The sequence below is a fragment of the Stenotrophomonas nitritireducens genome (assembly GCF_001431425.1).
GTDB classification, from domain to species: domain Bacteria; phylum Pseudomonadota; class Gammaproteobacteria; order Xanthomonadales; family Xanthomonadaceae; genus Stenotrophomonas; species Stenotrophomonas nitritireducens.
Map to the genome: position 1 here is coordinate 13,817 of NZ_LDJG01000014.1, position 13,143 is coordinate 26,959.

Annotated in this window: 6 protein-coding genes; all 6 read left to right on the top strand. The window is 71.2% G+C overall.

Translation table 11 applies throughout. The features are described 5' to 3' along the window. The first annotated feature begins 55 nt into the window (after nt 1-55). A complete protein-coding gene (bcsA, locus tag ABB22_RS09515; RefSeq protein WP_055766031.1) occupies nt 56-2,206 on the top strand; it encodes a UDP-forming cellulose synthase catalytic subunit in 2,151 nt (716 codons plus the stop codon). Beyond that, nucleotides 2,203-4,521 carry a cellulose biosynthesis cyclic di-GMP-binding regulatory protein BcsB gene (gene bcsB, locus ABB22_RS09520; RefSeq protein WP_082443508.1) on the top strand — a complete coding sequence of 773 codons (2,319 nt, stop codon included), beginning with the start codon at nt 2,203-2,205 and terminating at the stop codon, nt 4,519-4,521. The genes bcsA and bcsB overlap by 4 nt, the downstream gene beginning before the upstream one ends. Nucleotides 4,522-4,544: 23 nt before the next feature. Further along, a complete protein-coding gene (bcsZ, locus tag ABB22_RS09525; protein ID WP_425477799.1) occupies nt 4,545-5,693 on the top strand; it encodes a cellulose synthase complex periplasmic endoglucanase BcsZ in 1,149 nt (382 codons plus the stop codon). Beyond that, nucleotides 5,675-10,087 (top strand): cellulose biosynthesis protein BcsC, encoded by a 4,413-nt coding sequence (locus tag ABB22_RS09530; protein WP_055767315.1) that lies wholly within the window; start codon nt 5,675-5,677, stop codon nt 10,085-10,087. The genes bcsZ and ABB22_RS09530 overlap by 19 nt, the downstream gene beginning before the upstream one ends. Before the next feature lie 125 nt (nt 10,088-10,212). Continuing rightward, on the top strand, nt 10,213-11,391 hold the full coding sequence (pncB, locus tag ABB22_RS09535) for a nicotinate phosphoribosyltransferase (protein WP_055766025.1): 1,179 nt from the start codon (nt 10,213-10,215) through the stop codon (nt 11,389-11,391). A 217-nt stretch (nt 11,392-11,608) separates the two neighbouring features. Continuing rightward, a complete protein-coding gene (locus ABB22_RS09540; RefSeq protein WP_152984108.1) occupies nt 11,609-13,135 on the top strand; it encodes a BcsE family c-di-GMP-binding protein in 1,527 nt (508 codons plus the stop codon). Nucleotides 13,136-13,143: the final 8 nt, after the last annotated feature.

Genomic DNA, 13,143 nt, shown 5'->3' on the forward strand with positions numbered 1-13,143 from the left:
AGGCGGGCCCGGACCGGCATGGCCGCCCCGACCGGGCGGCGCAGAGGGGTAAACCATGAGACTTTCGATCAGACCCGAGGGCTCGCAGGCTCTGGCCCGCATTGCCTTGGCCGCACTGGTGCTGGTGGGCGTGTTGCTCATCGCCTTCGTCGTCACCGTGCCGTTGAACGTGGCGCAGCAGTTGCTGTTCTCGCTGGCGGTGTTCGTCATCGGCCTGTGCCTGCGCCGCGCCAGCAACCGCATCGTGCCGCTGGTGCTGATGGGGCTGTCGCTGGTCATGTCCAGCCGCTACATGTGGTGGCGCCTGACCGAAACCATGGGCATGGGCAGCCTGGTCGACCTGACCCTGGGCTTCGGCCTGGTCATGGCCGAGGTCTACGCGTTCGTGGTGCTGGTGCTGGGCTATTTCCAGGTGGCGTGGCCGCTGCACCGCCGTTCGCTGCCGCTGCCCGAGGACCAGTCGCAGTGGCCGACGGTGGACGTGTTCATTCCCACCTACAACGAGCCGCTGTCGGTGGTGCGCACCACCATCCTTGCGGCGACGGTGATGGACTGGCCGGCCGGCAAGCTGAAGATCCACCTGCTCGACGATGGCCGCCGCGAGGAGTTCCGCCAGTTCTGCGAGGAAGTGGGGGTGAACTATGTCACCCGCACCAACAACAACCACGCCAAGGCCGGCAACATCAACGCCGCGTTGAAGAAGAGCGACGGCGAATACGTCGCCATCTTCGATTGCGACCACGTGCCGACACGCTCCTTCCTGCAGATGTCGATGGGCTGGTTCCTGCACGACTCTCGGCTGGCGGTAGTGCAGACCCCGCACTATTTCTTCTCCGCCGATCCGTTCGAGCGCAACCTGGGCACCTTCGGCAAGGTGCCCAACGAGGGCGAGCTGTTCTACGGCCTGCTGCAGGACGGCAACGACGCCTGGGACGCCACGTTCTTCTGCGGCTCGTGCGCGGTGATCAAGCGCGCGCCGCTGGAGGAAGTGGGCGGCGTCGCGGTGGAGACGGTGACCGAGGACGCGCATACCGCCATCCGCCTGCACCGCGCCGGCTACCGCAGCGCCTACATCCCGGTGCCGCAGGCCGCCGGCCTGGCCACCGAGAGCCTGTCGGCGCACGTGGGCCAGCGCACGCGCTGGGCGCGCGGCATGGCGCAGATCTTCCGCGTCGACAATCCGATGCTGGGACGCGGCCTGAGCCTGGTGCAGCGCATCTGCTACACCAACGCGATGCTGCACTTCTTCTACGGACTGCCGCGCATCATCTTCCTGACCGCGCCGCTGGCCTTCCTGTTCTTCGGCGCGCACGTCATCCACGCCTCGGCGCTGATGATCTTCGCCTATGCCCTGCCGCACCTGGCGCAGGCCAGCCTGACCAACCTGCGCATCCAGGGCGCGCATCGCCACCTGCTGTGGAACGAGGTGTACGAGACGGCGCTGGCCTGGTACATCCTGCGGCCGACGCTCATGGCGGTGATCAACCCGCGGCTGGGCAAGTTCAACGTCACCGCCAAGGGCGGCCTGGTCCACAAGAGTTATTTCGACGCGCAGATCGCGCGCCCCTACCTGCTGCTGCTCCTGCTCAACCTGGTCGGCGTGGTCGCCGGCATCGTCAGGCTGGTGCTGGCCGACAGCAGCGGCGAGGTCAACACCATCTGGCTCAACCTGGGCTGGACCCTCTACAACATGATCATGCTCGGCGCGGTGATCGCCACCTGCAGCGAACAGCGCCAGATCCGCCGCGCCCACCGCGTACCGCTGGAAATGAAGGCGGTGCTGCACCTGCCCGACGGCCAGGCGCTGCCGTGCAGTACGGTCGATTTCTCCACCGGCGGCATGGCCATCCGCCTGGACCAGCCGCAGCCGGTACAGCCGGACACGGCGGTGGAAATCGAGCTGCGCCATCGCCAGCGCAGCCACCGCCTGCCGGCCGTGGTGCGTCACGACCGCGATGCGCAGGGGCTGAGCCTGCAGTTCGGCGAGCTGAGCGTCGAACAGGAGCGCTGGCTGATCGCCTCCACTTTCGCCCGCGCCGACATCTGGGTTTCGCTGTGGGGCCGGCACGAGCGCGACACCTTCCTGCGCTCGCTGTCCGACGTGCTCCGCGCCAGCCTCAGGGGCTTCCACCGCCTGGGCCGATTCGTCATCACCAGGGGGCGCTACGACGGCCAGTCCCAGCCCGCTCCCGGAGAAACCGCATGAAGCATTGCCTGCACACACCGCTGATTCCCGCCGCGCGGGCGCGCTGCGCCTCGCTGGCGTTCGCACTGGCCCTGGTGGCCGGCGCCGCCCACGCGCAGACGCTGGGCAGCATGCCGCCGCCGCCGGGCCTGCAGGCCGAGCCCGCCGCCGCCGCGCCGCCGGCGCCGGGGTTGCCGCTGCAGCGCAGCCGCTCCACGCTCAAGCAGCTGGGGCTGGATTACGAGGTGACCCTGCGCGGCATCCAGGGCACGGCCGGCATTCCGTTCTCGATCCGCAGCGACCAGGTCGTCGACCACGCCGCGCTGCACCTGAAATACACCTATTCGCCGGCGCTGCTGCCCGACCTGTCGCACCTTCGCGTCACCGTCAACGACGTGACCGTGGCGACGCTGCCGGTATCGGTGGAGGAGGCCGGCCGGCCGGTGGAGCGCGATGTCGCCATCGACCCGCGCCTGGTGACCGACTACAACCGCGTCAACCTGCAGCTGATCGGCCATTACACCCGCGAGTGCGAGGACCCGGACCACACCAGCCTGTGGGCCAACATCGACAGCGCCAGCTATCTGGAACTGGGCTGGCTGCCGCTGCCGCTGAGCAACGACCTGGCGCTGCTGCCGGTGCCGTTCTTCGACTCGCGCGACACCCGCCGGCTCGAACTGCCGTTCGTGTTCGCCGGGCAGCCGGCCAATGGCCAGCTGCAGGCCGCCGGCATCGTGTCCTCGTGGTTCGGCGCGCTGGCCGGCTACCGCGGCGCGATGTTCCCGGTCTCGACCGGCGCGCTGCCGGCGCGCGGCAACGCCGTGGTCGTGGCGACGCCGCGCAACCTGCCGGCCGGGCTGGCGCTGCCCGAGGTGGCGGGGCCGACGCTGGCGGTGCTCAGCAACCCCAACGATGCCGGCGGCAAGCTGCTGCTGGTGCTGGGCCGCGACGACGCCGAACTGCGCGCGGCGGCCACCGCGCTGGCGCTGGGGGCGCCGTTGTCCGGCGCCAGCGCCACCCTGCGCGACGTCAAGGAGGCCGCGCCGCGCAAGCCCTACGACGCGCCGAACTGGGTGCCCAGCGATCGCCCGGTGCGTTTTTCCGAACTGGTGCGCAGCACCAGCGAGCTCAACGTGGTGGGTTACAACCCGGACCTGATCCGCATCGGCCTGCAACTGCCGCCGGACCTGTTCGTGTGGCGCAAGGACGGCATCCCGGTGGACCTGCGCTACCGCTACACCCTGCCCGAAGGCGCGGACAAGTCGGCGCTGAACATCAGCATCAACGATGCCTTCGTCACCACGCTGCCGCTCAACGGCCGGCCGCTGGCGACCTCGGTGCCGCGGCAGATGTGGCAGAAGCTGGGCGCGCGTGGCGCGATGCCGATCCAGCAGCCGCTGCTGCTGCCGACCGGGCCGCTGTCGGCGAGCAGCCAGCTGCGTTTCCACTTCTTCTTCGACCGCCCGCGCGCGGAGGAATGCAAGAACACCTTCCCGGACGTGTCGGCCTCGATCGACGATTCCTCCACCATCGACCTGAGCGGCTTCGCGCACTACATGGCGATGCCGAACCTGGCCGCCTTCGGCAATGCCGGCTTCCCCTTCACGCGCCTGGCCGACCTGTCCGGCAGCGCGCTGGTGATGCCGGACAACGCCAATGGCGATGACGTGGCCAACGCGCTGGCGCTGCTGGGCCGCATGGGCGCCTCGACCGGCTACCCGGCGCTGCGCACGCGCTTCATCCAGGCGCGGCAGGTCGACGAACACGCCGACCAGGACCTGCTGGTGCTCGGCTCGCGCCGCAGCCAGCCGCTGTTCGCGCGCTGGGCCGCGGCGATGCCTGTGGGCGATGGTGCGCAGGTGCGCCGCTTCGGCCTTTCGGACTGGCTGTTCAACAAGATGCCGGCGTTCCTTTCCGCGGACGCGCGCCGTACCGACCTGCCGACCGTGGCCGAGGTCGGTGTGCGCCCGGAACCGGGCGACGTGCTGCTGATGGGCTTCGAATCGCCGTTGCGCAAGGGCCGCAGCGTGGTGGCGCTGATGGCCGACGAGCCGGGCCATGTCAGCCGCCTGTTCGAGGCGTGGTTCGATCCGGAGCGCCTGCGCGGCTTCCAGGGCAGCGTGGTCCTGCTGCACGGCGAGAAGGTGCGCAGCCTGGCCGGCAACCAGACCTATTACGTCGGCGAGCTGCCGCCGCTGCTGGCCCTGCGCTGGTTCTTCGCGCACCACCCGCTGTGGATGGCGCTGGGCGTGGGTCTGGTGTGCCTGCTGCTGGCGATGCTGGCCGGCTGGCTGCTGCGCCGGCATGCGCGCGCGCGGTTGAAGGTGGCCGGCTGAGCATGGAGCAGGCAGGTCCGGCCATGCTGTCCAGGCGCGACGTGCTCGGTCTGATGGCCGCCGCGACGGCGCTGGCCGCCTGTCCCGCGCCGGCGGCCGGAGTCGCCTGCGGCACGCCCTGGCGCGACTGGCATGGCTTCGTCCAGCGGCACGTGCAGGACGATGGGCGGGTCGTCGACCACACCCACCCGGACCTGCGCAGTACCTCCGAGTCGCAGTCCTATGCGCTGTTCTTCGCGCTGGCGGACAACAACCCGGTGCTGTTCGACCGCATCCTGGCGTGGACGCGCCGGCACCTGTGCGGCGGACGCCCGGACCTCAACCTGCCGGCCTGGCTGTGGGGGCGTGCCGGCGACGGGCAGTGGCGCGTGCTCGACGCCAATACCGCCTCCGACGGCGAACTGTGGATCGCCTACGCCCTGCTCGAGGCCGGCCGCCTGTGGAACCGGCCCGGGCTGGCCCAGGCCGGGCGCCAGATCCTGGGGCTGATGCGCAGCGCCGAAGTGGTCGAGCTGCCGAAATTCGGCCCGATGCTGCTGCCGGGAAACCGCGGCTTCGTGCAGCGCGACCGCTGGATCCTCAATCCCAGCTACCTGCCGCTGTTCGCGCTGCGCCGGTTCGCCGCGGTCGAGCCGCGCGGTCCCTGGGCGCGATTGGCCGAACGCAGCGTGGCGATGCTGCGCGCGGCCTCGCCGACCGGCTTCGCGCCGGACTGGACCGCCTGGAACGGCGAGGCCTTCGTGGCCGATCCGTCCAGGGGCGCGGTGGGCAGCTACGACGCGATCCGCTGCTACCTGTGGGCGGGCATGACCGATGCGGGCGAACCGCTGCGGCCGCGGCTGCTCGACGCGTTGCCGGGCCCGGCGCGGCTGCTGCGCGCCCAGGGCGGTTTCGCCGAGAAGATCCAGACGCGCAGCGGTTCCGGCACCGGCGCCGCGCCGGCCGGCTTTTCCGCCGCGCTGCTGCCTTACCTGTCGGCGCTGGGCCAGCCGGCCATGGCCGCCGCGCAGGCCACCCGCATCCCGGCGCCCGGCCCGGCGGCCGACGCCCTTGGCTACTACGACCGCGTCCTGGTGCTGTTCGGGCGCGGCTGGATGGATCGCCGTTTCCGTTTTGCTGCCGATGGGCGCCTGCTGCCCGCGTGGAGTTCGACATGTTCCGCAAAAACCTGAAACCCCTCTGCCTGCTCGGCCTGTGCGTGCTGACCGCGCCGGCATGGAGCCAGAACGCCGCGTCCACCCAGCAACTGGTCAACCAGGGCAACTACTGGCTCGACCAGGGCCGCGAGGACCTGGCCGCCGATGCCTGGCGCAAGCTGCTGGCGGCCGACCCGGCGCAGCCCGACGCGCTGCTCGGCCTGGGCATGATCGACCTGAACCAGGGGCGCCGCGCCGATGCGCAGCGGCGCCTGCAGCAGCTGCAGGCCAGGCACCCGTCGGCGGCGCAGACCGCGCGGCTGCGTGCGGCGCTGGCCGGCGGCGGCGCCGCTGCCGGCGCGGGATCGCTGCAGGCGGCGCGCGGCGCGGCCGCGGCCGGCCGCTATGCCGAAGCGATCAAGGCCTATGACGAAGTGTTCGGCGCCGGCGGGCCGCCGGACAACCTCGCGCTGGAGTACTACCAGGTACTGGCCGGCACCCAGGACGGCTGGGCGCGCGCGCGCGACGGCCTGCGCCGGCTGGTGTCGGCCGACCGCGACAACGGCGCCGCCGCGCTGGCGCTGGCGCAGGTGTTGACCTACCGCGAGCCGAGCCGGCGCGAGGGCATCGCCCAGCTGAAGACGCTCAGCCAGCGCCAGGACACGGCCGGTCCGGCGCGTGCCGCGTGGCGCCAGGCGCTGCTGTGGCTCAACGCCACGCGCGCCGACGCGCCGCTGTTCCAGGCGTTCCTCGAACTGCAGCCGGACGATCGCGAAGTGGCCGCCCGCCAGGCGCAGCTGCGCGACCAGGCGGTGCGTGCGGAAGCGGCGCCGGATCCGAACCAGCGCCTGCTGGGCGAGGGTTTCCGCGCCCTGCAGGCCGGCACCCTGGACGTGGCCGAGGCGCGCTTTGCCCAGGTGCTGCGTGCGCAGCCGAAGAATTCCGAAGCGATGGGCGGGCTGGGCTCGGTGCGGCTGCGCCAGGAGCGTTTCGGCGAGGCCGCCGAACTGCTGCGCCCGGCGGCGTCGGCCAACGGCAAGTGGCGCAGCGCGGCCAACGCCGCGCGCTACTGGCTGGTCCTGCAGGAGGCACGCCGGCAGCCGGGGCCGGAGGCGGTCGCGAAGGTGCGCGAGGCCATCGCCCTGCAGCCGAAGGAACCCACCGGTCATGTACTGCTGGGCGACCTGCTGGGCGCCAGTGACGCCGCCACGGCCGAGGCGAGCTACCGCAGGGCGCTGGAACTGGATGCCGGCAATGCCGGCGCGCTGCAGGGGCTGGGCGGCCTGCTCGGGCGGCTGGGGCGCGCCGACGAGGCGGCCGCGCTGTTCGACCGGTTGACCCCGGAACAGCAGGAACGTGCCGGCGGCGCCGCGGTGCTGCGCGCCAACCTGGCCCGCGCCCGTGCCCAGCAGGCGATCGCCTCGGGCAGCCTGGAGATGGCGCAGATCGAACTGGAGGACGCCGTGCTGCAGCAGCCGCGCGATCCGTGGCTGCGGCTGGAACTCGCCCGGCTCTACCAGCGGCAGGGACGCCCGGACCAGGCCGATGGCCTCATGGCCGGCCTGCGCGCACAGGATGAAGACTCGCCGCAGGCACTGTTCGCCCAGGCATTGTTCGCGCGCGAACGCAACGACTGGAACGGCGCCTGGGCCGCGCTGGAGCGCATTCCGGCGGCATCGCGCGATGCGGAGATGAGCGCGCTGCACGACACCGCCTGGGTCCAGCTGCAGGCTGCGCAGGCGCGCACCCTGGTGCAGGGCAACCGGGTCGGCGAGGCGCAGCTGCTGCTTGCCCGGACCGAATCGGCATTGGGCGCGCGCGTTGCACAGCCCGCCATCGCGGCGGCCCTGGCCGGTGCCTATGCCGACATCGGCAGCCAGCAGCGCGCGCTGGCGCTGGCGCAGCGGTTGATGCAGGGCAACCCGGGCGTGGAGGAGCGCCTGCAGTACGGCCAGGTGCTGCTGCGCGCACGCCAGGACGCCGAACTGGCGGCCCTGCTGCGGCAGCTGGGCGAGGCCGATCTCACCGCGCCCCAGCTCAAGCGCCTGCAGGAGCTGCGCAGCGCCTATGTGCTGCGCCAGGTCGACGCGCTGCGCGAACTCGGCAACCTGGAAGGCGCCTACGAGGTGCTGGCACCGGTGCTGGCGCAGCAGCCGCAGGATCCGCAGACCATCGCCGCGCTCGCGCGCCTGTATGCCGCGGCCGGCGATCACGGCCAGGCACTGGCGCTGTACCAGCAGCAGCTGCAGCTGGCCCCGGGCGACGTCGATGCGATGGTGGCCGCCGCCGGCAGCGCCGCGGCGATGCGCGACCTGGGGACCGCCGAGCAGTACCTGGAGCAGGCGCTGGCGCAGGCGCCGCAGTCGCCGGAAGTGCTGGCCGCGGCCGGCCGCGTGTACCGCTCGGCGGGCAAGAACCGGCGCGCGGAGAGTTACTTCAAGGCGGCCATCGCCGCCGCTGCGCGTGGTGCCGGGCAACTGGACAACGGTTATCCGCGCGCCAGTACCGCCCTGGCCGGCGGTGGCCGCGCCTTCAATCCCTTTGCTGGCATCACCCGCGGCAATACCCGGCCGGTCGCCCTGCGCGCCGATCCGGCGCCGCTGCCGGCCAGCGTCGCCGCGCTCGCCGGCAATGCGCCGTTGGCCGCGGCGGCCCTGCCCGCGCCGCAGATCGGTGCCGATGGCCTGCCGGCTCCGGTGCTGACACTCGCCGCCGCTCCCGTCGCGGCCGCGCCGGTACCGCAGCGCGCCGCGGCTTCCGCACCGATGGCCGGCGCACTGCCGGCGCCGGTGCGCGGCGTGATCGATGAACTGCGCGAACTGCGCGCCGACAGCAGCAGCGCGCTGGCGGCCGGTGCCGCTTACCGCAGCCGCGACGGCGAGGCCGGGCTGGGGCAGCTGGCCGACCTGCAGGTGCCGCTGGAAGCCCGCTTCGCCGTCGGCGACGGCAAGCTCCAGGTTTCGGTGACGCCGACCGTGCTGGATGCCGGCCGCGCCGACGCCGCCTACGCCTCCAGCAGCCGTTTCGGCGCGGGTCCGCAACTGGCCCTGTCCGGCGCGCTCGCCGCCGACCGCGCCCCGGTCGACGACCTGGTCGGATCGTCGCTGTACCAGACGCTGCTGACCAACGGCGCCACCACCGCGACCCGCAACCTCATCTACGAACGCGCGCTGGACAACGGCCGCTACCAGGAGCTGTTCAACCAGACCGACGCCACGCTCACCGCGGCCGAGCGCCGCCAGGCCACGCTGGAACTGCTGTATGCCGATCCGCTGCCGGACTACATGCTCGGCCGCGACCTGGGCAACACGCCGATCGCCGACATCGCCCGGCAGGTCCTCGGCAACAGCGCCCTGCTGCGTGGACTCAGCGCGGCCGAACAGGCCCAGTTGAAGGCACTGGCCGGCGGCAGCAGCGCTTCGCAGACCCCGCTGGCCTTCCAGGACACGCTGTACGCGATGGTGGCCAATGCCGCCGGCGCGCGCCGCCTGGGATCGCAGGACGCCAGCGGCGCCGGCGTGTCGGTCGGGTTCCAGCAGGGCGGTTTCAGCGCCGATGTCGGCACCACGCCGCTGGGCTTCCGCGAATCCAACATCGTCGGCGGGCTCGGCTACCGCGGCCAGGTCGGCGACACCCTGACCTGGTCGGGCGAAGCCTCGCGGCGCGCGGTCACCGACAGCCTGCTGTCCTTCGCCGGGGTGAGCGATCCGCGCAACGGCCTGCAATGGGGTGGCGTCACCGCGACCGGCGCACGCATGGCGGCGACGCTCGACAACGGCCTGCTCGGCGGTTACGCCAGCCTCGGCTGGCATCGCCTGCAGGGCACCCACGTGGCCGACAACGACCGCCAGGAACTGGGCGCCGGGGTCTACGTGCATGCGCTGGAAACGGCGAACCAGTCGCTGACCGCCGGCCTGAACCTGACCGCGATGCAGTACGACCGCAACCTCAGCGGCTTCACCTATGGCCACGGCGGCTACTTCAGTCCGCAGCGCTACGTGGACGTGAGCGTGCCGCTGCACTGGAACGGACGCGACGCCGCGCAGCGCCTGGCCTGGCAGATCGATGCCAGCGTCGGCGTGCAGAACTTCAAGGAAGACCCGGCGGACTACTTCCCGCTGGATCCGGCGATGCAGCAGGAGGCCTATGAAGCGGCATCGCTGGCGGCGCTGCTGGGCCTGACCCCGCGCTATGTCGCGCCGGTCTACGACGGCCAGACCAAGACCGGGGTGTCCTACAACCTGAGCGCGGCGGCCGAATGGCAGCTGTCCTCGCAGTTGTTCCTGGGCGGGCGCATGGAGTTCAACAATGCCCGCGACTACCGTCAGTTCGGCACCAATCTCTACCTGCGTTTCCTGCTCGACCGCCTTGGCTCGGGCCTGGGCAAGCAGCCGCGGCCGCTGCGCTCGCCCTACGCCGGCGACGAATAAGCGGCCATGGACGCGTCCGGCCCAGGCCGGGCGCGTCCGTCGGCGCAGCCGCCGCCGCGGCGCGCGGGCCGGACGTGGCGCGGCCTGCACGCGGTGCGCAGGGGAGGGCAGCGCATAATGCGCCCATGATCATCCCGTCCCTGCTCGATACCGACCTCTACAAATTCACCATGATGCAGGCGGTGCTGCACCAGCACCCCGGGGCGATCGTGCAGTACCGCTTCAAGTGCCGCACGCCCGGCATCGACCTGGCCCGCCATCTGGACCAGATCAGCGCCGAGATCGACCACCTGTGCAGCCTGCGCTTCGCCGCGGACGAACTGGACTACATGCGCCGGCTGCGCTTCGTGAAGCCGGACTTCGCCGATTTCCTCGGCCTGTTCCACCTGGACCGCAAGTACATCGACCTGCGCGCTTCGACGAGCGTGCCCGGCGAGATCGAGCTGGACATCACCGGCCCGTGGCTGCACACCATCATGTTCGAGGTGCCGCTGCTGGCGATCATCAACGAGGTCTGGTTCCGCAACACCAGCACCCCGGACTTCGCCGAGGGCGAGCGCCGCCTGCGCGCCAAGACCGCGCTGCTGCGCGACACGCCGGGCTTCGGCAACTGCCGCATCGCCGACTACGGGACCCGCCGCCGCTACTCGCACGACTGGCACGCGCACATGCTGCCGCTGCTGCGCGACGCGCTCGGCGCCCAGTACGTGGGCACCAGCAACGTGCACTTCGCGCGCCTGTACGGGATGACCCCGCACGGCACGATGGCGCACGAATACCTGCAGGCCTTCCAGGCGCTGGGGCCGCGCCTGCGCGATTCGCAGGTGGCCGCGCTCGAATCCTGGGCGCGCGAGTACCGCGGCGACCTCGGCATCGCGCTGTCCGACGTGGTCGGGCTGGACGCCTTCCTGCGCGATTTCGACATGTATTTCTGCAAGCTGTTCGATGGCGTGCGCCACGATTCCGGTGACCCGTTCGCCTGGGGCGACCGCATGCTGGCGCACTTCAAGGCCAACCGCGCCGATCCTTCGAGCAAGATCCTGGTGTTCAGCGACGGCCTGAACATCGAGAAGGTGATGCGCCTGTACGACTATTTCCGCGACCGCTGCCAGGTCGCCTTCGGCGTGGGCACGCACCTGACCAACGATCTGGGACCGACCCCGCTGAACATCGTGATCAAGATGGTGCGCTGCAATGGTCAACCGGTGGCCAAGCTGAGCGATTCGCCGGGCAAGAGCATGTGCGACGACCCGGGATACCTGGCCTATCTGCGGCAGGTATTCGGGCTGCCGCCGGCGCCCTGAACCGGGGCGGCTATGGCCATCCATTCATTCACAAAAATGAATTGGTCGTTCTACACACGCTGTGGAAGCGTTCTGTGTCACTGTCGTGGTGAGCAAGTGACATTGAGATGACGGGCAAGTCAAGTTTATAACTGTGATGCCCGTCATGGATCCGCGTGTGGGGTGAGGGACGGAGAGCGGTAGCGCACCGGCTGCGCACGCTGACAGGGACATAGCCTTGAAGACGATTTCACTTGCCATAGACGGCTTGCCGTACGAACTCACCCGCCTGCGTACGGGCGGGGTGTACTGGATCGCCTGCGCAGATGCCGCCCATGCCGACCTGTTCGCCGCCGGTGTCCTCGCCGGATCGGCCGAACTGCCGCTGGCCGTCGTGGGCGCGCTTGGCCGCTCGCCGGCGCCGATGGTCGCGCCGCTTGCGGCCGAGCAGGGCCCGGCGCGCATCCGCCTGTACGAAGCGACGGTCGCCGACCTGCCATCGGCGGTCCGCGCGCTGCCCATCGACCTGGCGCGCTGCGCCGCCGCGCGCGGCACCTTGTGCGTGGTGCAGGTGCCGGCCGCCGCGCTGGAAAACCTGGAAGGCGCCCACCTTGCGCGCTGGTGCGGGCAACTGCACGACTGGGCCACCGCCGGCGGCCACTGCGTGCTGCTGCTGTGCCATGGCGAGGTGGCGACGCTGGCGCCGCGCCTGCTGCCGCTCAACCGGCTGTGCGCCGGTGTCGCCCAGTTGTATCCGCATCGCGGCGCCCTGCAGTACCTGGTGCATTACTGGAGCAACGCCGAAGGCGTGTTCGCGCATCGCGATTTCGAATCGGAATGGCGCGGCTTCCACCTCCACGTGATGGCCGACGGCGATGGCCTGATGGCCGCGGTGCTGGCGCAGGAAGGCGGCGACCGCTTCCTCTACCTCGCCCAGGCCCAAGCGCTGGAAGGGGCGCCGCCGTTCTCGCCGGCCTGGCGCCTGTTCGACAACTGGTCGGCGCTGATGGCCGGCGCGCTGCAGGCGCAGGCGGCCACGGTGGTGCTGTCGATCGACGAGAATGCCGATGTCGACGCGCTGACCCGCATCGTCTTCCATCTGCGCAGCGAGCGCGGCAACGGCCTAAAACTGGTGGTGCGCGAGATGCAGCCCTGCCTGCGCTATGCCGACGAGCGCCTGTTGCTGGAATCCGGCGCCAGCCTGGTGGCGCCGTCCAGCCTGCCGCTGGCGCGCTTCCTGACCCTGCTGGAAACGATCCAGGGCCAGGTCTGGCAGGGACGCCTGCCGCAGGATCCGGAACGCCTGATCCGCCTGCACCGGCCGCCGGATGTCGGCGGCATCGTCACCCCGGTGCAGTTCAGGCAACTGGCCGGCGAACTGCTCGACCAGGGCGAGGGCGTGGTGGAAAGCGCGGTGCTCGTCCTGCAGCCGGTGGCCGGGGTGAGTCCGGTGCAGGCGCTGCAGCAGCTGCAGATGCGCCGCCGCGGCGATTTCGCCTGCATGCACGCCGGCCAGGTCTGGCTGTTCCTGTTCGCCTGCCGCAGCGATGGCATCGAGCGTGCGCTGGGCAACCTGTTCCGTCTGCCCTGGCGGGAATTATTCGATGGCTATCAGCGTCTGGTCGGGCACGACGTGGCCGCGATGGGCGCGTCCGAGGGCGGCGTCGCGCCGCCGCAGCCGCGGCAGGTGCCGGTGATGGCGCCCGTCGCGCAGGCGCCATCGTGGACGGCGCCGCGACCGATCCGCCTGGGGGGCGAACGATGAACGACCAG

Bases quoted from the DNA above. Each gene is read 5' to 3' on its own strand.
- bcsA (WP_055766031.1), top strand. From the start codon at position 56: ATGAGACTTTCGATCAGACCCGAGGGCTCGCAGGCTCTGGCCCGCATT.
- bcsB (WP_082443508.1), top strand. From the start codon at position 2,203: ATGAAGCATTGCCTGCACACACCGCTGATTCCCGCCGCGCGGGCGCGC.
- bcsZ (WP_425477799.1), top strand. From the start codon at position 4,545: ATGCTGTCCAGGCGCGACGTGCTCGGTCTGATGGCCGCCGCGACGGCG.
- ABB22_RS09530 (WP_055767315.1), top strand. From the start codon at position 5,675: ATGTTCCGCAAAAACCTGAAACCCCTCTGCCTGCTCGGCCTGTGCGTG.
- pncB (WP_055766025.1), top strand. From the start codon at position 10,213: ATGATCATCCCGTCCCTGCTCGATACCGACCTCTACAAATTCACCATG.